Raw genomic sequence first — 25,908 nt, forward strand, 5'->3', positions numbered from 1 at the left:
TGCTCCCCTCCTTCTAGCGTGAGGATTTGGCTACTAAATAGAAACCTGCCAGGATACCTATCAAATTGGGTATCCAAGCGGCTACAAACGGATGAACGACACCGCCTTTGCCCAGAGCCGTCGAAATTGTCAACAACGAATAGTAGATCAGGATAATAATGATGCTCAGGCCCAGGCCGATGGATGAGTTGGACCGATGATTGGACAAACCAAGCGGCGTGCCGATCATCGCAAAAACCAAGCTGGCTAACGGTACCGCCAGCCGCTGATAGTATTCTACTTCATACGAGTTGGCGGCGACAAACTCTTGTTTTAATAAGGCAATATGCTGGCTAAGTTCTTTCATGGTCATGTCTTCCGGGTCTTTTTGGGCAAGCGCTATACTTGCCGGACTCATCCTGACAGGCATTTCTTTTTCCGTAAAGGAGCGCATATGCGCAATACGCGTATCATCCGCAAATTCGGTCGTCGTACCATTAACCATAAGCCAACGATCCCCTTGCCATACAGCCTTCTCGGCATTTTCGGTCCGCACCAGCCGGCCGTCCGCAAACTCTTGTACCGCTATTTTATTCATGGTGCTGGTTTCTTCGATAAAGTTTTTCGCATAGGTTAACTGCTGTAATTTACCAAACTGAATATCCTTAATAATGACGTCTTCCTGCGTAACCGGACTGGTATTTTTCTGAACCTCATAACGCACAATATGATCATAGGCGTTATTTGCCGCCGGTACTAAGGCTTCATTAAAAGCCACCGCCACGATACTGACGAAAAGCGCCAAAATAATCACCGGCACTGTCAGCCGGAAAAAGCTTAAGCCACCTGATTTCATGGCGGTTATTTCGCTTGACCCCGACAGGCGGCTAAAGGCCAGGAGCGAAGCCAGCAGCATAGCCATCGGGAAGGTTCGCACAAGAATGAGAGGCAGGTTATAGATAAATAGTTTGATTACGGTTACCATGGAGGCATCATATTGGGAAATATATTTAGTTAATTTAAGCAAAACATTGGTACCGATAAAAATGCTTGAAAAGGCGGCTACGCCGAAAACAAGCGGTCCCAGCATCTCTTTGATAATATATTTGTCAAGTATACGCATTAACTTCTCCTACCCGGTAAGTTAGCAGTCGACATTTTTCTATAGCGTGAAGTTCTGACCCAAATAGTACTTCTTGGCAATGTCGCTGTTGGCAATGGTATCACTGTCGCCGGCAATGAGAATTTTGCCTTCGTTTAAGATATAGGCATGGTCAACAATGGTCAGGGTTTCGCGGACATTATGGTCGGTGATGAGTACGCCGATGCCGCGTTGCTTGAGATAGGCGATAATGGCCTGAATATCGGCGACAGCGATGGGGTCAACACCGGCAAAAGGCTCGTCCAGCAAAATAAACCGCGGATCGGTTGCCAGCGCCCGGGCAATTTCGACCCGGCGCCGCTCACCGCCTGACAGTTCGGAGCCTTGCCGCTGGCGGACATGGTTCACGTTAAATTCTGCCAGCAGGCTGTTCATTTTTTCCTGGCGCTCAGCCGCTGTAAGCGAAGTAGTTTCCAAAATGGCCATAAGGTTATCCTCGACCGTCATCTTGCGAAATATGGACGCTTCCTGGGGCAGATAGCCGATGCCGAAGCGCGAACGCCGGTGCATGGGAAGATCGGTAATATCCTGGTCGTTAATATATATTTTACCGCTATTGGGGCGTTCCAGCCCGACAATCATGTAGAAAGTGGTGGTTTTGCCCGCACCGTTGGCCCCCAGCAGACCGACGATCTGGCCTTGGTCCACACGCAGGCTGACACCGTCGACTACATTACGTTTTTTATAGGTTTTAACTAAATCGCGGGTTTCGATATACATAATGCGCAACATCCTTGCTCTGTTTTGATTGTAGTGACTGTTACTTCGGTGTAATAATCAGTTTGCTCCGGCCGCCCTGGGAGTCCATGGCCTTTTCATCAAGACGCAGGGTAAGGGTTTGCCCTGTCAGCACATTGCCGTCCTGAACGGCGTGGGCATTGCCATTCAAGATCACTTTACTCTGGCCTTGGGGATCACCGTAGTAGGTGGCTGTATCAGCAGTAGCGTCCAGATTACGGGGCGGACTGACGATATGGACGGAACCGGTCCCGGTAGCGCTGTTTTCCGGTAAGAAGGCTTCGATTTTATCAGCCGTCATGGTGCCGTCCGGCATTTCCATTTTACCATTTTGCGGTACCAAAGCATACTGGTTTTCTGTAAAATATTCGACTCTGGGCCCGGTAAGACGATTTTCCCCTTTAATCAGTACCGCATCGCCGATTGCGACCAGGTAGGTGTTATTTTTGTAGGTCTGCACTTCCGCGGCAGTCAGAGTGGCATCCTGGTTTACCGCTTTGACACCGCCGGTGATGCGCCCTTCCTGGCTGTTGGTGTTGTATTCGGCTTTAGCCCCCGTAATCACTGCCTGCCCCTGGGTTATGCGCACCGTACCGGTGGCATTAATAACGCCTTGTTTGGAATCATAATCAATACTGTCGGCAACCAGCTCGATAGGTGCTTTGGCAGCCGGCTGACTGGCAGCCATCGCATACAGGCCGCCGGCACTAACGGCCACCAGCGTGATGGCTGCGACTACTGTGTGCCGCCAGAAAATCGCATTTTTTCTCATGGGTTCTTGCCTCCTGTTACTACCCTGGCATTGCCTTGCACTTTTACTCTTTCCGTTTCGGTATCGGCATCAATGGTATCGCCGGTAATGACGGTATCACCCCGGGTCAGGGTTATCCCGCCGGTACCGGTAAAATGTTTGGTTTGTTCACTATAACGACCTTCGGGGGCGGTAAATACGGCACCCTCGCTGGATGTCGCCTTAATATCCCCTTGTAAGGTAATATCATGCGTTTTGGTATCAAGTACGCCTTTTTGGGCAACAAGCTCCAGCTTGCCGCCATTTTCCTGATAGAATATGCCTGTGAGGTTTGTCAGATAAACCAATTTGCCGGAGGTATCGGCTTCTATGGTTTCCGCGTTTATTTCCCATACCTTTTTGCCGTTTTTCTCTTCGATAATCGATGACCCGGCAAAAGTTAAATTAGATGCAGGCTGCGCTGGGTTTTGCTCTACTATCGGGGTGCTGTCAGGCAGCGACGGCTCTTCCCGGAGAAAATAATAGAGTCCCCCGGCTATCAGCAGTGCGGCGCAGACAAGACTCAGGTATGCTGTTTTGTTCAAGAAGACTTCACCTCTGTTTTCCAGCGCTTTTTAAACCAAAGCCATTCGTCCGGATAAGACCTAACAGCCTCTTCAATAATTCTCGTTGTGCGTTCTGTCAGATTATATAGATCGGCATCAGGGTTGCCGGTGTCTTCATAGTAAATGGGTGGCTGCAGCCGGATGCAGTGTGTGCCGTCCGGATTACGGGTGATAAAACCAGGCACTACCGGCGACTTAAACTTGCGGGCAAACACGGCCGGTCCCAGATGGGTGGAAGCCGGCTTACCTAAAAAATTAATAAATATCCCATCCCTGCCGGCGTCACCGTCGGCAAAAAAGGCGAGCATCTTGCCTTTTTTTAACGCCCTGGCGGCACCGACGAGTTCACTGGTGCCACTGGCAAAAAGTTCGATACCAAATAGCTGCCGGTTTTCATTCAACAGGCGGGTATGCTGATCGTTGGGCTGGCGCTTAACAATGTCGGCAACCGGAAAACCAGCCAGAGCCAGCGCGGCGCCAAACCACTCCCAGTTGCCAAGGTGGGCCGTTAAAAAGACGACTCCTTTTTGCTGGGCCAATGCGTCGGCGAGGTAATGCCGGTTCTCAATTTTTACATAGCGTGACAGCGTTTCTTTGGTTAAGGCCGGCATGGAGAGAACTTCCAGAAAAGTCTGGGAGAGTTTGATAAAAGAGCTTTTTATTGTAATCTCAGCCTGTTCCGGCGGTAAGCCGAGCCGTTCTTTGATCTGTTTTAGGGCACGCTTGCGCTGTTTGGCGGCAATACGGTAGTAAAGGCGGCCCAGCACTTTGCCGAGGGACAGTATCACAGAATGCGGCAACAGACAGACTAAACGGCTGGCCAGCTTCCAACTATGGTATTGCCATTCATTGGACATGCTCCCGCCCCCTTTCTATTGCGTTATCGCAAACCGGTCGGAAATCGTATATTCAGCAACAAGCCTTTCCCAAATTTTTTGCGCTTTCAAGATAAATTCAATGCTATCCCGTACCGCCCCATTCCCACCCGGCCGGGCGGAAATAAATTTAGCGGCGGCCTTAACTTCCGGTACGGCATTGGCTACGGCACAGGGCAGTCCCACCTGTACCATAACCGGTAAGTCGTTAATATCATCGCCAATATAGGCAATCTGCTCCAAAGTTAGCGAATATTTTTCCATAAGGGCGCGCAGCGCCGCAACTTTGTCGGCTGCCGCCTGATGGATATCCCCAATTTTTAGTTCTGTTGCCCGTTTGTACACAATCTGGCTTTCGCGGCCGGTAATGATAGCTGTCCTGAGACCGGCCTTGTGGGCCAGGGAAATGCCCATGCCGTCCTGACAGTGAAACGCCTTGAGCGCTTCGCCATCCTGGCCGAAGATGATATGCCCATCTGTCAGTACGCCATCGACATCAAAAATGATGAGTCTGATGGGCTCAGCATAACGGACACTCTCCATTATACCACTCCTTGACGCAATAAGTCAGTAAGGTGAATAATACCAATGGCCCGAAATTCGCTGTCAACTACTGGCAGCAGCGTAATGGGCCGTGGTTTATTTTTCTCCATGATATTAAGTGCCTGGGCGGCTAGTTTGTCTTTGGTGATCGTGCGTGGTTTTTGGGTCATAAGTCCGGCTACCGATTTATCCAGGAATTCATGGCCCTTTTCCAGGCTGCGGCGAATGTCACCATCGGTTAACAGACCTACTAACCGCATAGTGTCAAACGAATCAACCACCAGTACGGCACCAAGACCTTTGGCCGTTATGACAAACAAAGCTTCCTTCACCGTCTTATCCGGCGTGACAACCGGCAAGTCCTCGCCGCCATGCATAACGTTTTCTACAGTTAACAACAGTTTGCGCCCCAACGCTCCGCCCGGATGATATAAGGCAAAATCCTCAGGCGTAAAATTGCGTGAGGATAACAGCGCAATAGCCAAAGCGTCGCCCATGGCCAGGGTAGCGGTTGTACTGGCAGTGGGGGCCAGCCCTAAGGGACAAGCTTCTCTTTCCACAGCAACATCCAAAAATATATCGGCGTTTTGCGCGAGGGTGGATTCTTTGCGGCCGGTCATAGCAATAATCGGCGCGCCAATCCGTTTCAGAGCCGGCAGCAAGCCGATAACTTCGTTGGTCTCACCACTATTGGAAATGGCAATCACAATATCCTTGGCTGTCACCATACCCAAGTCGCCATGAATGCCTTCGGCCGGATGAAGAAAAAAGGCCGGCGTACCTGTGCTGGCCAAAGTTGCTGCTATCTTTTTCCCGATTATGCCCGATTTGCCCATGCCGGTCACAATCACCCGGTCATGGCAACGCAAAATCATATTCATCGCGGCGGCAAACTGGTCATTAATACGGGGAATCAACGCGCGAATCGCCTCGGCTTCCAGTTCGAGGCAGGCACGTGCATGTTCAAGCGGCATAGTAATACCTCCCTTTGCTAACAGGATCTATTTGTGTTTCCTTACAACCTGGTCAATGGCTAACACATCGTTAAGTACGGCTTCCAATTGATCAACATACAGCATATTGGAACCGTCCGATTTGGCTTCCGGCGGATTATCGTGTACTTCCATAAACAGCACATCGACTCCTGTGGCAACCGCCGCGCGCGTCAGGTAAGGAACAAATTCACGCTGACCGCCGGAGGTGGTGCCGGCCCCGCCGGGAAGCTGCACACTATGGGTAGCGTCAAATACGACCGGATAACCCAGTGAGCGCATAATCGGCAAAGCCCGGAAATCGGCTACCAGGTTATTGTAGCCAAAGGTTGCCCCTCGCTCGGTTAGCAGGATTTGTTGATTGCCCGCTTCTTCTATTTTGGCAATCACATTCTTCATATCCAGCGGCGCCAAAAACTGCCCTTTCTTGACATTAATTACCTTGCCGCTGCGGGCCGCCTCGTAAACGAGATCTGTCTGCCGGCAGAGAAAGGCGGGAATTTGCAAAATATCCAGCACTTCGGCGGCCGGCTCAATCTGGGTAACGCAATGAATGTCGCTTAAGACAGGAACACCCAATTCTTTTTTGATATGAGCCAGAATGCGCAAGCCTTCCCGCAATCCGGGCCCGCGGAAAGAACTGTAGGACGAACGATTCGCTTTATCATAAGAAGCTTTAAAAATATAGGGAATATTAAGGCGGTCGGTAATCGCTTTGATTGCCCGGCCAATCGCCAGGGTACGCTCGGCATCTTCAATGACACAGGGACCGGCAATCAGGGCAATCGGGTTTTGCGCGCCAACGGTAATATTTTGAATCTGTACAGTATTCATCGATTTTGCCTCCTAAAGTATTCATTCACTTTTTCCAGGTCCTCAGGGGTATCGACGCCGATGGATGTAAAGTCGGTCTTCAATACTTTAATCTTATAACCGTGTTCCAGCGCCCGTAGTTGTTCCAATGATTCGGTTGCCTCCAGCGGCGTAGGGGCCATAGCGGCATACTGGAGTAAAAAGTCACGGCGATAGGCATAAATCCCGATATGCTTATAGACCGGCAAGGGGCCGCCAGGTAATTTGCTGTTTCTGGGATAGGGGATCAGGGACCGGGAAAAGTATAAAGCATAGCCATCCAAGCTTGTCACTACTTTGACCACACTGGGCAAATTATATTCTTCTTTGTCCATTTCCGTCATTAAAGTAGCCATGTTTAGCCCCGGATCATGATCAAAAGCGCCGGCCAATAAGTCAATCACTGCCGGCGCAATCAGCGGTTCATCGCCCTGAACATTGATGATTATATCGGCATTTGTATATTTTTCCGCCACCTCGGCAAGGCGATCGGTGCCGGTAGCATGACCAGGCGAAGTCATCATGGCTTGTCCGCCAAAGGCCCTAACTGCTTGATACACTAACTCGTGGTCAGTGGCTACCAGTACCGCAGTCGGCCGTTTAGCCGCCAAAGCCCGCTCATATACCCGCTCGATCATGGGTTTGCCGGCAATCAGGGCTAATGGCTTGCCCGGCAGACGGGTGGATGAGTACCTGGCGGGAATGACACAAAGTATATTCATAATTTACCTCCCAAAAGAAATTAAGGCGACCTGGTACTCTACAGACCACCAGCGCCTATTTCTGCTTGGCTATATTTTTTATCATGTCCATTAATTCTTCATATCCTTCATGAAATCTAACCTCAATCGACAACACATAGACTGGCAGCGGCCGTTCAGAATGGATAAATTCAGAAGGAATTTTCACAGCGTCTTTATCGGTGGTGATCAGCGCCTCGGCACCACAATCAACAGCCTTTTGCATAATGGATTGCATTTCGGCCATGGTATAATCGTGATGGTCAGGATACCGCACGGCATCGGCGATGTTAACATCCAAATCGGTAATTGTTTGCTCAAACGAGGATGGATTGCCAATTGCTGAAAAAGGCAATACGGAGCGGCCTTTTACCTTGTCCAGCGGTACAGTTTCCGGGCGTACTCCTTTGTACCATTCCTCAATTTCAATATAGCAGCGCGGCGTATGGGTACTTTCGATTACCAGGGCTGCCGCATTATATTTGCGGACAGTCTCCCGAATGGCATCTCTGGCTATATCGGTTGACTGATCCACTTTCGTTAAGAGGAAAGCATGGGCTCTGTCCAGATTGGTGAGCGGCTCGCGCAGTGTGCCTCTTGGCAGGAGAAAGTTGTTGCCAAAGACATTAATCGTATCAATTAGTACGATATCAAGGTCGCGCTCAAGCTGCCAGTGTTGATAAGCATCATCCAGAATAATCACTTCCGCGTTAAGATGCCTCACTGCATAATCGCCGGTGACAGAGCGGTTACGCCCAATGACAACCGGAACCCCGGGCAAACTTTTGGCAAGCAGGTAAGCCTCGTCACCGGCTTCCGTTACGGTCATGTAGATTTTGCGGCCATCTGACACAACGCCAACTTGTCCCTTCCAGGCAGCCCGGTAGCCCCGGTTAAGAATAACAACCCGGTAGCCCATATCGCGTATAAACGCGGCCAAGCGCTGGGCGGTTGGGGTCTTACCCGTACCGCCGACCGTAATATTGCCTAAGCTGATGACTTTGCAGGGAAGTTTATGCCGGTGTAATAGGCCCCAACGATACATGGCCAGCGTACATTGCACGCCTAAGCCGTAAATAAAGGACATCAGGCGCAGCATACCGAGAATCATAGCGGCTAATAAACCATGTTTCTCACCATGGACTAATCGATATAAATATACTTGGAGCGCTTCCCGCTGATTAATCATATAGTTTCCGCCTTTACCTTGGACTCTCACTGTTTACTGATTGCAAAAGCCTGCCGCTGCTGCAATATTTCTTTTAAATATAACGCGCTTTTATAGGAAGCGCCGCGATTTTCAGCAATAATCCTAAGTGCCTCCCGGCCAATCTCTTCTCTCTTTTGAGGATTTTTCAGCAATGTAATCATTGTATTTGCCAAATCTTTGCTGTCGGCTACAGTTAAGCAAACCCCGCACTCAGAAAATAGCGCGTATGTATCTTTAAAATTAAACATATGTCTGCCAACCAAAATGGGTTTGCCATGCGCAGCCGGCTCCAAAATATTATGGCCGCCATGCGGAATCAAACTACCGCCGACGTAAACAATATCGCCAAGACCATAAATTTTTCCCAGTTCGCCAATCGTATCAATAATAATCATATCATACCGGCCGCTATAACAGCCTGGCAAACTGGTACGCCTTACGGCCGTAAAACCATGTTTATCAGCTAATTCAACAAGTTCATCGGCCCTTAGCGTATCGCGCGGCGCAACGATAAACCGGGTATCAGGGAACTCAATACGTACTTTGGCAAAAGCCGGAAACAGTAAACTTTCTTCACCGCGATGCGTACTGCCGGCCACGATAATCTGACTGGTTTCCTGTAAACGCAGCAAATCTACCATATGTTTTTTTTCTTCCGGACTTAATTCCGTGTAGCTTTGGTCAAATTTCGTATTGCCGGTAACTACCACCCGGGCCGGATCGGCTCCCAAACGAATAATATATTCGGCATCAATGTTGGATTGCATGCAAAATTTCATGACAGTCTTGAGCATATCGCCCAAGACACCGCGAAAATAAGCATACCGATTGACACTCTTGTCGCTGATTCTACCATTCACCATCATAACCGGAATATCAAGCTCGCGTGCCGCTTTGAGAAAATTAGGCCACAACTCGGTTTCGACCATAAGAAACGCCTGCGGCCTGATTTTAGCGGCAACAGCATAGCTCAGATACGGCAAATCCAATGGAAAAAAGATAATTCCATCTGCTTCGGCAATAATACGTTTTGCCATATCATAGCCACTGGCGGTAACAACCGATACCACGATGGGGATGCCTGGCAATTCCCGTCGTATTTCTTTAACGATCGGACTCGCAGCTACAATCTCACCGACTGATGCGGCATGAACCCAGATAGCCTGTTTACCGGCTACCTTGATCAGCGTTTCGGTCGGCAAAGCACCAAAATTTTGCCGCAGCCGCTCTGTAAATCCTTTTTCCCTGACGACCCGTACAACAAAAACCGGCAGTGCCAGGATAAGTAATATAATTGCCAGGATATTGTAGATCAGATACATATCAATACCTCATTATTTCCTACTTATCGGCAAACTGCACCTGATACAGCTTGCTATACAACCCCCCTGCCGCTACTAACTCGGCATGGGAACCGCATTCGATGATCTGCCCTCTATCAATTACCAGAATAACATGGGCACGCTGTACTGTCGACAAGCGATGGGCGATAACAAAGGAAGTCCTGTCAATCATGAGCTTATCCAGCGCTGCCTGCACCAACTTCTCACTTTCGGTATCCAGCGCGGAAGTTGCTTCATCCAGAATGAGCACCCGGGGATCTTTCAAAATAGCCCGGGCAATTGCAATCCGCTGGCGCTGGCCACCGGACAGTTTCGAGCCCCGCTCGCCGATTTGGGTTTCATACCCGGCGGGCATAGCCATAATAAAGTCGTGGGCATTGGCCGCCTGCGCAGCCGCAATCACTTGCTCTTTACCGGCGTCAAGATCGCCATACAATATATTTTCATAAACCGTGCCGTTAAAGAGTACTGTCTCCTGCGGCACGATCCCAATTTGCGTACGTAAAGATTTTAGCGTTACCTGTTTAATATCATAGCCATCAATCAGTATCCGGCCATCTGTTGGATCGTAAAAGCGGGGAACAAGATTGGCGATAGTTGTTTTACCGGCGCCGCTGGGTCCGACAATGGCAATCATTTGCCCCGGTTCGGCAACTAAGGACACATTCTTCAGAGCCTGCTCACCAGGCTTGTACGAAAAATTCACATTTTCAAAAACAACCCGGCCGGTAATGGGCGGTAAATCAACCGCGCCAGGAATATCCTGGATCTCAGGCTCGGTGTCAAGGACGTCAAAAACCCGCTGGGCGGCCGCCAAGGCCCGTTGAATATTCCCATACACCCGGCTGAGACGTTTAACGGGGTTGCTGATATTGACCGCGTAAATCAGGAAAGCAATTAAGGAGCCGGAGGTTAGGCTGCCGTTAATGACTTCCCGGCCGCCATACCAGATAATCAGAGTAATGCCAATAGCAGCTAAAAATTCAATAACCGGCGTTAAGGTTGCCATAATTTGCGCGTTTTTCATCTGCGCCCGGAAATTTAAGTGGTTCTGACGGTTAAAACGCGCTATTTCGTAATCTTCGCGTCCAAATGACTTAATAACCCGTACCGCCGAAATCGTTTCCTGCAGGACAGATGTAATATCCGCTACCCGTTCCTGCATGATCCGGCTGGACGTTCGCAGGCGTTTGCCAAAAATGTTAATCGCCTGCGCCACCAGCGGCAAAGCAATAAAAGTCAACAGTGACAGCCGCCAGTGCAGGTAAAACATCGTCGCCATCGAACCGATCAGCACCATGCCTTCGGTAAACAGTTCGATGACACTGTCAACCAAAGCGTTTTGCAAAGCGGCCACATCGTTGGTAATGCGGCTCATGATCGCCCCTGTCTGGCGCTTTTCATAATAAGACAAAGACAGGCGCTGCAGGTGGCGGTATACGGCTTCACGGATATCGATAATCACTTTTTGGGCAATGAACGACATGAGATAGGTCTGCCCATAAAAGAAAATACCGCGCAGCAGAAATACCAACACAATCCCAATGGCAATTGTGTTCAGCATAACCATGTCCTTGGAAGCCAGCACACCATCAATAACGTCCTTGATGATCCAGGGAACGTATAAGTTGGCGCCGGACGCAATTAAAATGCACACAATGGCAAGTAAAAAGCGCGGCATATAAGGACGTATATAATTAATGAGTCGTAAGTAGAGCTTCATCGTACTACCTCTTTTTTTTGGGCCACAGCTAAGATCACTTCCGCTACGCGCTTAACTGCGCCGACTTGGCCAAGTTTTGCCTTTACTGCGGCCAAATCTGCCTGTACTTGGTTATAGACTTGACTATCGGTAAGCAGCTTCAGCGTTTCTGCGGCAATGTTCTCAGGATTAGCCGCGTCTTGCAGTAATTCGGGTACAATGCGCCGCCCGGCAACGATATTCGGCAAGCCGATATTCGGTATTTTAACCAAAAATTTGCCTAAAAAATAGGTAAGCGGCGCCATTTTATAAATAATGACCGTAGGTGCTCCCATGAGGGAAGTCTCCAGGGTTGCCGTACCGGAAGCCGCAATGGCGACATCGGCAATACCCATCAGGTCATACGTATAATCGCTAGTTAAGGTTACAGGTACATGATAACCGTCAATGATATTTTGTAATATTTCCCGGGAAATTGTCGAAGCAACAGGCAGAAAGAATTGGCATGCCGGCAGCCTGTCCAGAATTATCCTGGCAGCCGCCAGCATGACCGGCAGGAGTTTGTCAATTTCCTGCTGGCGGCTGCCAGGCATTATCATCACCAGCGGGCGATCCGGATCGGCATTAAAATGCCGGCAGGCTTCTGCCGCACTCAAGGCCGGCTTAACAATATCCACTAACGGATGACCGACAAACGTAACATCGGCGCCTGCCGCCTGGTATACTTCCGCTTCAAAGGGAAAAATAGCGGCAATTTTATCTACAATTTTCGCCACTTCTTTGGCCCGGCCGCGCCGCCACGCCCAGGCCGAGGGACTAATATAGGAAATGACAGGAATACCTTTTTTCTTAGCTATTTTTGCCAGCCGCATATTAAAATCCGGATAATCGATAATAACAAGCGCGTCCGGGCATTCCTTGTCCATAAGGTCTGCCAGTTTGTCCCTCAAGGCAAACAAGTGACCCAGATTTTTAATCACTTCGACCAAACCCATAATGCCCTGGCCGGCAATGTCATAATCCACTCTTACGCCTGCCGCCAGCATAGCTTTGCTGCCCATTCCAAAAAGTTCGATATCCGGCTGCAACAGTTTAAGTGCGCCCGCTACACTGGCACCATGCATGTCGCCTGAGGCCTCACCGGCTGAAAGCATGATTTTCATGAGTATCCTCCAGGATTTTAGTCAATACATATACTACCATCACTTATTGAACAACAATGGCTATACCATGCTGATCGGCCAATTCAATGACCTGTTTTTTATCGACCAAGAGTGTTTTTCCGGCTTCGATCACCAACGCCGCCGCGCCGGCGGCGATCATGGTTTGTAAAGTATCCGGACCCACGCTGGGAACGTCAAAACGGGCATCTTGCCGGGGCTTGGACGCTTTGGCCACGACAACACCGCCGCGTCCCAGCTCGCCGCCCCGCTTAATGCAGGCATCGGTGCCCTCAATTGCTTCCACCGCCATAACGGCTTTATTTTTTACTACAACAGTTTGTCCGATATCGAGGCCGCCCATTTGCCGGGCCATGGCCAGACCGTATTCCATATCAGCCTGCTCGTCCGGCGTAGGCTGACGCTTGGTCAGCACACCCGGCAACGGCATAAGCCGGCGAATGAGCTGCGTCTGATCCAGCACGCCGATGCCCTCGCCGGCAAATTCACGGACAAGTGCCAGCATAACGGTATCATCGTTTAAGTCGGTAAGACCGGCTAATAGTTGCTGCATGCGGGCATCGGGGCGGGCGGCACCGCTAAAAAGATGTTCTTTCGTCACTTTTCCCAGCATAGTCACCTGCCCAACCGCTTCTTGTTTTAAAATGCTGATCAAATTATCCAGTTGTCCTAACCCAACTGAATAAAATTTTTTCACGGTCTGCCCAAGTTCTTCGTCCACACCCGGCGCCACGGCTACGGCTATCACGTCAAAGCCCATGCCGCGAGCGGCACGGGCAAATTCTACCGGCAACCGGCCAACGCCGGCAATTAATCCAATTGTATTCATAATAGCTCCCACCTTATGTAGCCCGATGCGGTACTATGCCGCATCACGCTGTTATGAAAAAATCCAATCATATAATAATTATCTATAGGTTTTGCTATCCGTTAATTTGCTATACGTTAATTCTCCGCATCCTTGTGGCCACGGCAGATACCGCGCTCGGCGTTGCGAAGGAAACGAAGCATGTGCTCAATTTCCTCACAGGAATCCAGTTCCTGCTCCATTACCGCAATGGCCTGCGCCAGGCTGAGACCGGAACGGTAGAGTATTTTAAAGGCTTTTTTAAGATTGCGGCGGGCAGGTTCGCTGACACCGGCCCGGGAAATGCCTACGCTGTTTAAGCCGCGTACTTTAGCCGGATTGCCGTCAACGATAACAAATGGCGGGATATCCTGAACAACTTTGGTTGCACCGCCAATCATAGCATTACGGCCAATCTTTACAAATTGATGAACTCCGGCCAAGCCGCCGATAACAGCGCGGTCTTCCACCACAACATGACCGGCGAGCGTTGCCGCATTGGACATAATCACGTTGTTGCCCACAACACAGTTATGGGCAACATGGGTATAAGCCATCAGCAGGCAATTAGAGCCAACCCGGGTTTCTTCCCCTTCCCCGGTAGCCCGGTTAACTGTCGCAAATTCGCGGATTTTCGTGTTATCGCCAATAAATACATAGCTTTTTTCGCCACGGAATTTCAAATCCTGCGGCTCGGCACCAATGGAGGCACTCGGATAAATTACGCAGTTTTTGCCAATACTGGTCCAGCCGTCAATCACCACATGCGCGCCTATTTGGGTGCCATCGCCAATAAGCACATTTTCACCAATCACGGCGTAAGGACCAATTTCCACGTCTTTGCCGATACGGGCATTGGGATGAACAACTGCAGTTTCATGTATTTTACGTAACGGTATTACAACCGGTTCCGGCTTCATTATCAAAATCATCTCCCCACTAAATTAGAACTTTATAAGCAGGTCTCGTGTGTCGTTTATTGTTATATATATTCCGACTGAGCAGTCTAAAAATGGCACGCCGAATTTAAACGAATTCAGGCAAAAAATAGTGAAAACATGCATTGTTACTATTTATCAACCATTTTTCAGTGGTTTTTTTTGTTTTACGATTATTATTCCGCGGTAAGCGCAAATAAAAATTCAGCTTCGGCTACAATTTGATCATCAACGGAGGCTTCCGCCCACACCTTCCCGATTGAGCTGCGAAGTTTTACAATTTCCGCCACCATATAAAGCTGGTCGCCCGGGATAACCGGCTTCCGGAACTTAACTCTGTCCATTCCGGCAAAAACGGGAAGCTTGCCCCTGTATTCTTCAGGATACAGCATGGCAACACCGCCGACCTGGGCCATGGCTTCCAGGATAAGCACACCCGGCATAATCGGTTTTTTGGGAAAGTGTCCTGCGAAAAAATATTCGTTCATGGTTACGTTCTTTATACCCACCGCCCGTTTCATGGGCTCCAATTCAAGAATACGGTCCACAAGCAACATGGGAAAACGGTGTGGAATAACCTCTTGAATTTGGGCTGCAGTTAAAATCATCAGGGAAACGCCTCCTCATATCATCACATCACATACTTGCTTTTACTATCTCTTTGGCCAGCGCGGTATTCAGCGCATGGCTTGATTTTACGGCGATCACATGGCCGGCAAGACGGCCAACCAAAGCCAAATCACCAATTACGTCCAAGATTTTATGTCTGACCAGTTCGTCAGGAAATCTAAGCGGCGTTAAACAATGCTGGTTATCATAGACAACAACATTATCCAAGCTTCCGCCCAAAGCCAGCCCCTGGGCTTGCAGAGCCTCAACCTCATGCATGAAACCAATGGTCCGGGCCGGAGCCAGTTCCTGCGCAAAAGTTGCCGGTGTTATTTCATAGTCCCCAAACTGAACCCCCAGTAATGGATGAGGATTAATGGACGTAAACGTAATACGAAATCCATTATAGGGCAGAATGGCAATGAATTTGTCCGGATACCGCAGGGCAATGGTTTCTTTAATCACAATCGGCGGGCGGCGCATTTCCTGCTGGGCGGTACTGCCGGCCTGTTCCAGCAATTTAAGAAAAGGCAGCGAGCTACCGTCAGCCACCGGCGGTTCAACTGACGAAATTTCCACCAGGCAATTATCAATTCCCATGGCAGAAAAAGCGGCCAGTAAGTGTTCAACAGTGACTACTTTGGCTTCGCCTTCTTCTAGTGTAGTAGCCCGCAGGGTATTGGTCACATTAACCGCTTTGGCCGTTACGCAGGGCGTACCGGCAAGGTCCGTCCGGGCAAAGACAATACCGCTGTCGGCGGGCGCCGGGTTCAGGGAAATTGTCACATCACACCCTGAGTGCAGGCCGATACCGGTATAAGTTACACGCGAAGCTACTGTAGTTTGGCGATCCATTAAGGTTCCTCCCGAGTTGTCTAATTCCAATTAATTCTACAGGAATTTGCAAGTTTACGCAAGTATGGATTTCAATTTAGAGGCAAAATTGTACCGCTATCTTTTTACGCGACGCGGTTTCCTGCCAGTGTACGGGCGCTGGTACTTAACTGATATTCAATCAGTTCCTTATATTGACGGCCAACGTGCGAGGCAGGATTAACAAAAACCTGATTGGGTATGCCTGACTCAACAATAGTGCCCTTTTCCATCAGCACAATGCGGTCAGCCACATGCAGGGCAAAGGCGATTTCATGCGTCACGACTACCATCGTGGCTGCCCGGTATTTTGCCAGTTCTTCCATAACAACCAATACTTCCCGGACCAGCATGGGATCAAGCGAGGCCGTGGGTTCATCCCACAGCATCAGTTCCGGTTCAAAGGCCAGCGCCCGGGCGATCCCCACCCGTTGCTGCTGACCGCCGGAAAGCTCACCCGGTTTTTGGTCTTGCAGGTGTTCTAGGCCCACTTTTGTCATCGCCGCCATGGCCTTATCATAGGCCTCTTCTTTCGACTGCCCGCTCATAACCAAGCCAAGCATAATGTTTTCAACCGCACTTAACCGGTTAATCAGATTAAAATGCTGAAATACATAACCGATACGCTTACGCATGCTTCTAAGCTCATCCTCGCCCAGGTTGGTAATATCTACGCCGTCAAAAATAACGGAGCCGCTATCAGGTTCGATCAACCGGTTAATGGTGCGGATCGTTGTTGACTTGCCACAGCCTGACGGACCCATAATCACAACGGTTTCTCCCGGATCCACCGTCAGACTTAGATTATTAACGGCAATCAGATTGCCAAAATGTTTATACAGGTTCCGGATGCTCAGCATACGCCTCACCACCAATCTAGTTATTACTTGTGTGTTATTTAAACTTTACTTTGCGTTGATTCAATTTTTGCATAAGGCCCGGACGCCCATTGGGGATCACAATTTCCCGCATAATTTCGTCCACCGACAAACCTAATGCTTCGCCGGCTAATACCTCCTCACCGGCAATCGGACTGATTTTTTCCGTATAAGCGGCCACGGTGAGTCCCAGCAGGGCCCCAATCACCGGCACGCCAATCCAGGGTAAATAGGGAATACCACCGCCTGCCAAAACAAACATGGCTGTCAGCATGACGGCCCCCACACCCGCCCCATAGCGGCGCTCAGGCGCCGTAAAGGCGATTGTCAGTCGCTCAACCAGCTTGCGCCAGCCGGCGACCGGCACTTTTTTAGCTAAACGTTTGCGGCGGATTACGGTCATAATCGCCGTATGATCAAGCACCAAGAATAAAATAGTGACAATAATGGCTGTCATACCGGCCAAAATACTTTTTACTTCATTAAGCACCTGATACAGTTCGCCGCGCGCATTCGGCTCAATAACTCCGAGCGCCGTCGAATACAGCGATACGTTGTTGTGCCCTACCTGTGCATACACAATCGGTGCCACCGCATCAGCAGCGATATTGCTTGTTGTCAAAATTTGAATTCTGGCACCGGGGATAACCTGTCCGGCAATAAATTTATCCAAAAGATTAATGGAATGGTTGATCTCCTCATCCTTAAGGTTGGGCACGGCACTCGCCAAATATTGCACCTGCGCCGTAATTGCCGGCACATTAATGGCCTGCAAGCCGTCCAGGCGGGCATTAACATCATTCAGGCTGTTCCTCGTGCCCTGGACATCAAATGCACGCAGTACACCAAGAGTCGTTTGTCCATTGGCAACAATGTTGTCAATAGTCGATTTGGCGCGGCGGGCATTGCCGGCAACATTGTCCAGCGACGCCAGCCCGGCGCTTAAGTTGCTTAAATTCTGCTGCGTGCTTGTTAAGGAGTCAATTGTCGAACTAACATCCCCATTGACCAAGCGCAATACCTGTAAGGTATTTGCCATGCCGCCAAGCGTACGGGACGAATTGTCAAGCTGGGAACGAATGCCGCTGGTATCAAGGCCGGCAAGGGCGCTGGTCGCCGACTGGATAGTAGTGCCTGCCGTACTTAAACCGGACAGGGTCGCTGTCAGAGCATCAATACTATTGCCATAGTTATCCAGCGCCCCCAGCGCAATCTGGCTCATGCTTTTGGCATCTTGTGCAAAACCGGGAATTTGTCCGACTAATTTGCCGGTCTCGCTTAGGGCGCTGCCCAGCTCCTGGCGTGGATTTTTATAGGTAGCCGCAGCAACCGGGCTGCCAACTACATCCTTTTCCAGTTTATAGCCCTTTGTATTCGCCAACTGGGAAGCATCCCCTTGCATAATCCTTCCCTCCGCCGTACCGCCGGCAGCAACATTGGTAATTTCAACGGTAACATTGTCTTTGCCAACAGGTTGTCCGGCCTGCAACGGCTGACTGCTGCTCCCCTGAAAGACAACAATATCCCCTTTCGCCAATTGAACACCGGCTGCCGGGGTTAACGTCATCTGGGACGCATAGGCGCTTAAGAATCGCTTAAGCTCAATCATGGTACTGACCATGTAAGCCATATCGTCATTCTTGCCGTCGACCGATACATTCTGCGCATAGTCAAGGCGCAAATTCTTGTGCATGGCATCCGCAATGCTTTCGCCCAAACGCACCGGGTTAGCCGGTTCACTGCCTACCGGGAAAGTAATTTCGATTACCTGGTAATCCTTTAAAATGTTTTTAATGCTGGTACTGACTGCCGGCGATTTGTCCAGCGAGGTAAGAATGACGCCGACAGTGCTGCCGTCGCGGAAAGCAAAGCGTACTCCATCCATTTGCATAATCCGGTCAATCAGCATGTTTTTAGCGCCTTCCGGCACACCGCGAATGTTGAGGCGCGGCTCTGTCATCATACCGACACTGGCACCACCGGGAATACTGCCAAAAGTTTTCGGCAAATCCTCATATACCTGTTTTGTTTTATATTGATCAGGCAGAGTAACATAGAAATAAGATTTGCCGGTGACTGTCGGTCCCTGGCTTACTTTGCCGCCCGGAAATACATCAGTAACGATCTTGTTTACCTGAACGGCTGTATCTTCTTTCATTTCTTCTCTGACTTGAATTACTAAGTCATATTCTCCATAATCACCGACAAGATTGGCCAGTGTTTTCGAAAAGTAGGAGTTTGCGGCCATTGAGACCGAGCTGGCCAGCAGGGAACCAACCACAATACTTACTGTAAGCAGCGTTACAATATCTCTTTGAATTGAATCTTTAATAATACCTTTAATCGTTTTCATTATTTTTATTCTTTGCAGCATCTTAATTTGTCACCTCATTTCCGGAGTACATTATATCATGTATATCACTTTCGTGTCCATAAGTATATCAAATATTTATGTATTTTTAAACGAGTCAGGGGACGGTTCTCTGACTCACCATATTCTTCAAAATTTAATTTATCCATTACTACATTTATTCTTAAAGATGTACAAAGTTTTTGCTAAATTCCTAAAAAATTAGCAGAAGTTCTATTTTTTTCACTATATTAACATACTAATGATGCGGTTCTGAACAATGCAGACCTACTAAAGGAAAACGTGAGGACACGCACGTTTTTTCAAAAGCACTACATCTGCCATGAAACAAGGAACCTCTCCACTGCGTTTTTTAACCCCTTAACAGGCAAGCTGAGAACCGTCCCCACTTGCTGCTGCTTGATTAAAAAGATAAAGAGATTGCCGCATCGTAGCGCTATATCGCAATAATGCCGGCAGGTTGCTGCCTTACCATTATTGCGAGCACCGTGCGGCAATCTCGCTTGGTTTAGCCTTGTTCAGTCTTTTGTTTTAGGCGGGGGAGTTTTCCAGCGGTTATGCAGCCAGAACCACTCCCGGGGATGCTGTCTGATATGCTGTTCAATAATATGCGTCAGATACTGGGTTGTTTTCCGGATATCTTCCGTACGATCTGCTGTTTTGGTAACCATAACAGGCGGATGAAGGATGGCCGTATGCGTGCCATCCGGGTTCTCGGTGATAAAAGCCGGCACAATGGGTGCATTGTTCAGTCTGGCCAGCGCGGCAGCGCCTTGCGGTGTGGAAGCCAGCCGGCCAAAGAACTCCACAAACACACCATCGCGATGGTTGTCCTGATCCATTAACAGACCGATAATTTTTCCTGCCGCAAGCAGTTTGACCATTTCCCGTACACCCTGCTTGTAGGTGACGTGCATGCCGGCTTTTGTGCGGTATTCATTAATAAAGGCATCCATGGCGGCATTCGTTTGACGCTGAACGACCGCCACCAAGGGAAATCCGTGCATCGCCAGCGCCGCCCCCAATAGCTCCCAATTGCCGCTGTGGGCCGTAGCCAGTACGGCTCCCCGCCCCATGCGCAGGGCAGCTTCGAGGTGTTCGCCGCCGGTAAGGGCAACATACTCATGAATGTTTTCCCGCTTAAGTCTGGGCATATGGAGAACTTCCATAAACATCGGACCAAAACGGACCCCGCTGGCTTTGGCAATAGCCGCGGCCTGTTCATAGGAAACGCCGAGGGAACAGCTAATGTTCTCAACAGCCATCTGCCGGCGTTTTGCCGGTACCAGCGGCCAACAAATTCTACCGATGACAATACCGATAGTATGCCGTATTGTTAGCGGCAGCCTGCACACTAACCTACTTAATGCTTTTACTAAGTAGTACAGCATTTGCTCTCCCCCCTTTAGTAGGTAAAGCTAGCTCCAAAATAAGTTTGATGATCACGACGGCCTACATCCATTTTGAGACCGGGTACAACCGCCAGGCGGGCACCATAATTCATCGTATGGCCATCCCATTCGGCAATGAGCGTTGTCGCCGGAAAAACATTATTGCCGGTAAGAATACCGACCGGATTAATCGTTTTTTCCAAAGTGGCAAATACACCGTCATACCGGCCGTTACCAACACCGGCATGAATACGGAAGCCGAAAGGCAGCGCCTTGCTGGCAGCCACATAGGCTGTACGCTTGTCTACGTTGGCTATATCCTCAACCCCAACAGCAATGCCGGGAGTTAAGACCGTTTCCGGCAGCAGGCCGTATTTAGCGTTAACGTACGTGTGATTCTCCTGACTGGAATCACTATCATAGCGAAAGCCGGCAGCGCCAACCTCCAGTTTGCCGGTTACATTCATGGTAAATGAGCCAACACCGCCATCTTTTAGATGATAGTATCCCAAAGAGAATTGCCCTTCTTGCAGAACATCAGCCGAAGGAGTATTAATCAGTCCTGTTGAGCCATTCACAGAAGGTGCCGCATAGGCCGGTGCCGCCATCAACAACAATGTTATAGCTGCCAAAATTGTTTTTTTCATGATGAATTCTCCTCATTTTTCATGTAGTTTGTGGTACGAATTTATATCTATTCCGCTATAAGGCGACAAAATCCTGCTTTGCAGGCCACGTAATTTTTGGAATAGAAAGGAGACGGTTGCGTAACCGTCCCCTGATTGTAGTGCTCTTCCCTTTTATTTACCCTCTAGTTCCGACAACCGCCGTTCCAGGCTGCGAATTTTTTTGATGAGTTCGGGCAAACGGCCAATCGCGGCTTCGGAGCGCAGCCATTCAAGGTGCGGCCGGGCAGGAAAGCCGGCATAGAATGAATTTGCCGGAACGTTATTAATCGGTGCGGTCCTGGCGGCAAATACACAATTGTCGCCAATGGTAATATGCCCGGCACTGCCGGACTGTCCTGCAAATGTAACATTATTGCCGATTTTGGCACTGCCGGCAATGCCTGTTTGGGCCACAAAATAACAGTTTTCACCAACAACTACATTATGGGCCAGGTGCACCAAATTATCAATCTTAGTGCCCCGCTTTACGATCGTACTGCCGGTTGTAGCCCTGTCCAGGCAGGAATTGGCACCAATTTCGACATCGTCTTCGACAATGACATTGCCAACCTGCGGTACTTTTTCGTGTCTGCCATCAATCGTAACAAAGCCAAAACCGTCACTACCGATAACAGCACCGCTGTGGACAATAACCCGGTTGCCCAGATGGCAGTTCTCACGGATCGTAACATTGGGATATAGTAAGGCATCGTCACCGACAGTTGCTTTCTGACCAATATAGGTATGCGGATAAATAATGGTATTATTGCCGATTTGCGCATGATCGTCAATAACCGCGTGGGCCATAATGGTTACATTTGTTCCCAGCTTTACCTGACTGCCGATAACCGCAGCCGGATGAACACCCGGGTTGATTGCTAATTTAGGCGTAAATAAGGTCAGCAACGTGGTAAAGGCCACCCGGGGATTAGTGACCCGGATAGCCGCTTTGGGAAAATCTTCAATTGTATCAGGAATGATTACCGCTGCGGCAGCACATTTGGCGGCCTTTTCAAGATGCGGCGGTACAGCGAAGGTAATATCGCCGGCAGTGGCATCATCAATATTTGTTATGCCGGTAATTTCTTGAGCGGCATCCCCCATCACTGTACCGTTAACGATGGCGGCAATTTCAGCTAATGTCTTTTTCACTGGTTGCCTCCACTTATTGCATTTTTTGAATTACAGCATCTGTTACATCGGTGCCGCCGCTTGCTACGCTGTTTTTATACAGTACAACCCCAAGTTTTTTCTCTTTGCTTACCTCTTCAATGGCTTGTTTAATATTGGCGTCAATTTGCGACTCCAAATCCTGTTTGGTCTTTAAGAAATCGCCATAGGCGGCTTCCTGACGCTTTTGAAACTCTTCCTGGCTGATGTTGGGCTTATCTTTTTCTAACTGATCACTTAACTCTTTGCCTTTAGCGTTTAACTGATCCTGAAATTGCTTTATTTTGGGACTGTCAGACATGACTTTGTTCACATCCAACACACCGATTGTCGCCTGACTGCTGCAGCCTGCAAGGGCCAGCCCGGCAATGAAAATGAGTACTAAAACCAAGGACATTCTCACTTGTCTATTCATCTAAATCCTCCTTTGATCCCGTGTCGCTAAGCTACAAGCGAAGGGTATCACGTACCGTACTTATAGTATATGCAAACCATTTATTTATTAAACGCAGCAATCACCTCAGCCGTAATATCAACAGCCGTAACGTTGACCTGATAGCCTGTCAATACGACATCAAGCCGATGTTCTATGGCTACCTTTGCGGCTTTATCACGAATATCATTTACGATATATTCTTCCAGCGCATTGATTTCCTGCTGTTTCCTGTCAAATTGCTGCTTTAGTTCTACAGCAGCCGCATTGTCGGTTGAGGAATTGATTGTCGGGGGTATTGGGGCCGACATCGCATTAGTCTGAGCCGCTGTTTTCGCTTTTAGTTCCGCATTTAGCTGCTTGGCATAGGCGGCAAGCTGTTGTTCCGTAGCCGCTTTTTCAGGGGCCATGGCGGCTTCTAAGCTTTGACCCAATTCTTTTTCTTTTGCCGCCAATTTGCCGGCTTGCTCTGCTTTCAAATCATCCATAGCTTTTTTTATGTCAGCCGTTTGCTTTTCATCCAGTTTGATCGTTTGTAATTTTAGTTGATAACTAAAGAGCTGCGGCTGATATTCTTTTTCCACTTCCTGGGCATAGGCCTGATACTCGGCATTCAGTGTAGCCCGGGCTTTATCAGCCTTTTCGGCAAGCTGATCCGCCAGTTCCCGCTGCTTTGCCACCATTTTCGCATTGAATTCCTGTTCGGCCGTTGCCTGCAGTCCGGCGGCCGCTTTATTAGGCAAATCCATGGCCGGCGACGTTTCCTGGGCATCAGCGGCCGCTACCGCCTGCCCGGCTAACTGTTGCCGCAAGGTGGCAGCTTGCTGTTTGAGTTTTTGCCACTCTTGAAATTTCGGATGGGCGCTAATAGCCTTATCCATATTGATTACCCCGACCTGCGGCATTTCAGGGGGTTTGGTTTCAGGCGGCGTAGAACGGGAGCAACCGGTGACAAGAATGGTGCTAAGGGCCAGGATAACCAGAAACCGCGTTGGTGTTATTCGCATTTCGGTTATAAACACCAAATCACCCTCTCTAGTGTTAGGTTACCGATAACTTTATGGTAAGGTTGAAGCCGAGCACAGACTAAATCGGCTCGGCTCCATTAGACCGGATATTTTATCTTATTTGCCGGTTAATTTTTTCAGTACTTCATCAGTCAAGTCCTGACCGCCATAAACCACATTGCTGGTATCAAATACAACCGAAATGCCTTTGGCATCAGCTACACTCTTGATGGCAGCATCCACTTTATCCTGAATGGGAGCAAACAACTCCTGACGCTTCAGTTCCAGACGCTGCATGGTTTGTTGGTAATAATCCTGTTTTTCTTTATCCGCCATATTAGCCGACTTGGAATCAAAATCAGCCTTGGCCTGACTAACTTCCGCCTTCATGGTTTCTTCGGCTTTAGCCAAATCGGGATGTTGTTGAATCAGCAGTTCTCTGTTTACTTTGCCAATATTTGATGAAGCCCCGGCGTTAGCGGCATGACCAATACTGCTTTGTGAAATCGCTAAACCAAAGACACCCAGCAAGAATATTCCTGCTACTGCTATTGCTGTAATTTTAGCAAATTTTTTGTCTTTAAACACCTTTACCCTTCTTTCTGCCAAACGGCAATAAATTTTCTCTCTCCATCTACCAATTATAACAGCCAGTCTGCTATTGGGCAAGTGAGAGTATTGTAATGGTCCACCAACTTTGTTACAGATTGGCCACCAGCCTGAGCCAATTTTCCTTTTCGGTAACAATATACTCGGCACTCAAAAAATCATGCATTTTATACCGAAGCCCAAATTCATAGTAATCGTTTTTCGGCGTATCCTCCAGCCGCAGCATCCAGTTGGTGCCAAAATAATGATTGACCCACAGGATGCTTTCCCGTTCGGAGATATTGTAGCGCAAACCGCCCGTCGTATTGTTGTTAAATTTATGGCCCCAGCCGGGTTCAAACTCCCAATCCAGATTATTAGGAATAAACTTAATTTCGAGGAATGCTTCGTCCTGCTTGCCTGTGAATTTGCCAACATGCAGTTTAGCTGACGTATTATCCTCCTGTCGGCCCATATCAAGGTTTCCCTCCAGCATAAGCCGGTACTTGGTTGTTTCGGCATTCAGAGTGATATCGGTGTCCGTTCCGGGGTTGATGACAGGAGTAAGGGTAATTCCATATCTTTTAACCAGCGGATGTTTAGCCGCTGTCGTTTGCAACTTGTCCATAAAATAATCCTTATGCCGTTCAACAAAAGCTACCGGCAGCCCGCGCAGCATATTGGCTGCCTCGGCAATCGCCGGTCTGGCATCGGCCAGCAGGATATTAGGAATGGTCCGGGACCTGAGGGAAAGCTGCACATTGTTAATGATCGGTCCTGCGGGACTTAGTGAAAGTTTCACAATCGTCTGCTGCCCGGCTGTAATTTCAAGATTACTGCGAAATTCCGGCAATTCGGCGGCAAGCAATTCACGAATGACATTTTTCGAGATGCCACCGGCCCATTCTACCGAATCCACCGGCAAACCAATCAACACATTAGCAACCTGATCTTCCAGTTTTCCCATGTCATTTTTTATTAGCTTCAAAACCTCCGGGGACAAACTGCCGCAATCGACTTCCAGCGAAACATCACGGACGACATCGCCCCAGGGCTTCACCACCACTAGGATACCAGTGCTGGCGCCCGGAGTTAAATGAACTTGTTCAACCGTATAGCCGACAAGTACTCTGTTAAAGATATCCCCGATCAGGTTTTCATATTTAGCCTGATTGGTTTCCACATCACTAATGGTGCGTCCTACCAGCATCTGTTCGCCGACAGTCATAATACTTGTATTCATTCGCCTGGCAATCCTGGCAGGCGGTGGTTCAACAGCTGAAACAGTTACCTCAATGCTATCGACCGTATCGGCCGCGGCTAAGCCTGTCCCCGGCCAGATGCCCAGCAGTAAAGTAGTTATGCCAAGAGTCAGCATTATCCGAGACAGATATTTTGCGCTAATAACAGCACCCCCTTTAGTAAATGAGTCAGGCCATCGGCCTGACTCATTAGCTAAAAT

26 protein-coding genes are annotated in these 25,908 nt (G+C 49.1%); all 26 read right to left on the minus strand.

From position 1 onward, the window contains the following. Window positions 1-13: 13 nt before the first annotated feature. The 26 genes from BLR65_RS05160 to BLR65_RS05285 all read right to left on the minus strand — a co-directional run bounded on the left by BLR65_RS05160 (window position 14) and on the right by BLR65_RS05285 (window position 25,824). Window positions 14-1,102, minus strand: a complete 1,089-nt coding sequence (locus BLR65_RS05160; RefSeq protein ID WP_093793122.1) for an LptF/LptG family permease — start codon at window positions 1,100-1,102, stop codon at window positions 14-16. Window positions 1,103-1,141: 39 nt separating this feature from the next. Further along, window positions 1,142-1,861 (minus strand): LPS export ABC transporter ATP-binding protein, encoded by a 720-nt coding sequence (lptB, locus tag BLR65_RS05165; RefSeq protein ID WP_093793123.1) that lies wholly within the window; start codon window positions 1,859-1,861, stop codon window positions 1,142-1,144. Between the two features lie 40 nt (window positions 1,862-1,901). Continuing rightward, window positions 1,902-2,651: an LptA/OstA family protein gene (locus BLR65_RS05170; protein ID WP_093793124.1), complete on the minus strand. Its 750-nt coding sequence runs from the start codon at window positions 2,649-2,651 to the stop codon at window positions 1,902-1,904. Further along, on the minus strand, window positions 2,648-3,214 hold the full coding sequence (lptC, locus tag BLR65_RS05175; RefSeq protein ID WP_093793125.1) for an LPS export ABC transporter periplasmic protein LptC: 567 nt from the start codon (window positions 3,212-3,214) through the stop codon (window positions 2,648-2,650). The genes BLR65_RS05170 and lptC overlap by 4 nt, the downstream gene beginning before the upstream one ends. Continuing rightward, on the minus strand, window positions 3,211-4,092 hold the full coding sequence (locus BLR65_RS05180; RefSeq protein ID WP_093793126.1) for a lysophospholipid acyltransferase family protein: 882 nt from the start codon (window positions 4,090-4,092) through the stop codon (window positions 3,211-3,213). The genes lptC and BLR65_RS05180 overlap by 4 nt, the downstream gene beginning before the upstream one ends. Window positions 4,093-4,107: 15 nt before the next feature. After that, on the minus strand, window positions 4,108-4,653 hold the full coding sequence (locus BLR65_RS05185) for a KdsC family phosphatase (RefSeq protein ID WP_093793127.1): 546 nt from the start codon (window positions 4,651-4,653) through the stop codon (window positions 4,108-4,110). Next, on the minus strand, window positions 4,653-5,627 hold the full coding sequence (locus tag BLR65_RS05190; RefSeq protein ID WP_093793128.1) for a KpsF/GutQ family sugar-phosphate isomerase: 975 nt from the start codon (window positions 5,625-5,627) through the stop codon (window positions 4,653-4,655). Before BLR65_RS05190 ends, BLR65_RS05185 begins: the two co-directional genes overlap by 1 nt. Before the next feature lie 27 nt (window positions 5,628-5,654). Further along, window positions 5,655-6,479, minus strand: a complete 825-nt coding sequence (kdsA, locus tag BLR65_RS05195; RefSeq protein ID WP_093793129.1) for a 3-deoxy-8-phosphooctulonate synthase — start codon at window positions 6,477-6,479, stop codon at window positions 5,655-5,657. Beyond that, window positions 6,476-7,219, minus strand: a complete 744-nt coding sequence (gene kdsB / locus BLR65_RS05200; RefSeq protein ID WP_093793130.1) for a 3-deoxy-manno-octulosonate cytidylyltransferase — start codon at window positions 7,217-7,219, stop codon at window positions 6,476-6,478. The genes kdsA and kdsB overlap by 4 nt, the downstream gene beginning before the upstream one ends. 55 nt (window positions 7,220-7,274) lie before the next feature. Then, on the minus strand, window positions 7,275-8,426 hold the full coding sequence (lpxK, locus tag BLR65_RS05205) for a tetraacyldisaccharide 4'-kinase (RefSeq protein ID WP_245692447.1): 1,152 nt from the start codon (window positions 8,424-8,426) through the stop codon (window positions 7,275-7,277). 26 nt (window positions 8,427-8,452) lie between these two features. Beyond that, window positions 8,453-9,769, minus strand: coding sequence for a 3-deoxy-D-manno-octulosonic acid transferase (locus BLR65_RS05210; protein WP_093793131.1), 1,317 nt, complete (start codon window positions 9,767-9,769; stop codon window positions 8,453-8,455). 19 nt (window positions 9,770-9,788) lie between these two features. Then, window positions 9,789-11,513: a lipid A export permease/ATP-binding protein MsbA gene (gene msbA, locus BLR65_RS05215; RefSeq protein WP_093793132.1), complete on the minus strand. Its 1,725-nt coding sequence runs from the start codon at window positions 11,511-11,513 to the stop codon at window positions 9,789-9,791. After that, complete coding sequence (lpxB, locus tag BLR65_RS05220; protein WP_093793133.1) at window positions 11,510-12,655, minus strand: lipid-A-disaccharide synthase; 1,146 nt, start codon at window positions 12,653-12,655, stop codon at window positions 11,510-11,512. The genes msbA and lpxB overlap by 4 nt, the downstream gene beginning before the upstream one ends. Window positions 12,656-12,698: 43 nt before the next feature. After that, window positions 12,699-13,502 carry an LpxI family protein gene (locus tag BLR65_RS05225; RefSeq protein WP_093793134.1) on the minus strand — a complete coding sequence of 268 codons (804 nt, stop codon included), beginning with the start codon at window positions 13,500-13,502 and terminating at the stop codon, window positions 12,699-12,701. A 116-nt stretch (window positions 13,503-13,618) separates the two neighbouring features. Then, a complete protein-coding gene (gene lpxA, locus BLR65_RS05230; protein WP_093793135.1) occupies window positions 13,619-14,440 on the minus strand; it encodes an acyl-ACP--UDP-N-acetylglucosamine O-acyltransferase in 822 nt (273 codons plus the stop codon). 194 nt (window positions 14,441-14,634) lie between these two features. Continuing rightward, window positions 14,635-15,066 carry a 3-hydroxyacyl-ACP dehydratase FabZ gene (fabZ, locus tag BLR65_RS05235; protein ID WP_211285145.1) on the minus strand — a complete coding sequence of 144 codons (432 nt, stop codon included), beginning with the start codon at window positions 15,064-15,066 and terminating at the stop codon, window positions 14,635-14,637. Window positions 15,067-15,094: 28 nt separating this feature from the next. Further along, the gene (lpxC, locus tag BLR65_RS05240) at window positions 15,095-15,922 is read right to left on the minus strand and encodes a UDP-3-O-acyl-N-acetylglucosamine deacetylase (RefSeq protein ID WP_093793136.1); all 828 of its coding nucleotides are present in this window, start codon (window positions 15,920-15,922) and stop codon (window positions 15,095-15,097) included. A 104-nt stretch (window positions 15,923-16,026) separates the two neighbouring features. After that, a complete protein-coding gene (locus BLR65_RS05245) occupies window positions 16,027-16,800 on the minus strand; it encodes an amino acid ABC transporter ATP-binding protein (protein WP_093793137.1) in 774 nt (257 codons plus the stop codon). 34 nt (window positions 16,801-16,834) lie between these two features. Then, window positions 16,835-19,192 carry a hypothetical protein gene (locus tag BLR65_RS05250; RefSeq protein ID WP_245692449.1) on the minus strand — a complete coding sequence of 786 codons (2,358 nt, stop codon included), beginning with the start codon at window positions 19,190-19,192 and terminating at the stop codon, window positions 16,835-16,837. Between the two features lie 515 nt (window positions 19,193-19,707). Next, the gene (locus BLR65_RS05255; RefSeq protein WP_093793138.1) at window positions 19,708-20,580 is read right to left on the minus strand and encodes a lysophospholipid acyltransferase family protein; all 873 of its coding nucleotides are present in this window, start codon (window positions 20,578-20,580) and stop codon (window positions 19,708-19,710) included. 14 nt (window positions 20,581-20,594) lie between these two features. Beyond that, window positions 20,595-21,227 carry a YjbH domain-containing protein gene (locus BLR65_RS05260; protein ID WP_093793139.1) on the minus strand — a complete coding sequence of 211 codons (633 nt, stop codon included), beginning with the start codon at window positions 21,225-21,227 and terminating at the stop codon, window positions 20,595-20,597. Window positions 21,228-21,380: 153 nt separating this feature from the next. Beyond that, the gene (lpxD, locus tag BLR65_RS05265) at window positions 21,381-22,400 is read right to left on the minus strand and encodes a UDP-3-O-(3-hydroxymyristoyl)glucosamine N-acyltransferase (protein WP_093793140.1); all 1,020 of its coding nucleotides are present in this window, start codon (window positions 22,398-22,400) and stop codon (window positions 21,381-21,383) included. A gap of 13 nt (window positions 22,401-22,413) precedes the next feature. Further along, window positions 22,414-22,833: an OmpH/Skp family outer membrane protein gene (locus BLR65_RS05270; protein ID WP_093793141.1), complete on the minus strand. Its 420-nt coding sequence runs from the start codon at window positions 22,831-22,833 to the stop codon at window positions 22,414-22,416. 80 nt (window positions 22,834-22,913) lie between these two features. Beyond that, window positions 22,914-23,873 (minus strand): hypothetical protein, encoded by a 960-nt coding sequence (locus BLR65_RS05275; RefSeq protein ID WP_093793142.1) that lies wholly within the window; start codon window positions 23,871-23,873, stop codon window positions 22,914-22,916. Window positions 23,874-23,975: 102 nt separating this feature from the next. Further along, a complete protein-coding gene (locus BLR65_RS05280) occupies window positions 23,976-24,446 on the minus strand; it encodes an OmpH/Skp family outer membrane protein (RefSeq protein WP_093793143.1) in 471 nt (156 codons plus the stop codon). A gap of 112 nt (window positions 24,447-24,558) precedes the next feature. Then, window positions 24,559-25,824, minus strand: coding sequence for a hypothetical protein (locus tag BLR65_RS05285; RefSeq protein WP_093793144.1), 1,266 nt, complete (start codon window positions 25,822-25,824; stop codon window positions 24,559-24,561). Between the last annotated feature and the right edge of the window lie 84 nt (window positions 25,825-25,908).

This window comes from Sporomusa acidovorans (genome assembly GCF_900101845.1).
GTDB classification, from domain to species: Bacteria; Bacillota; Negativicutes; order Sporomusales; family Sporomusaceae; genus Sporomusa; species Sporomusa acidovorans.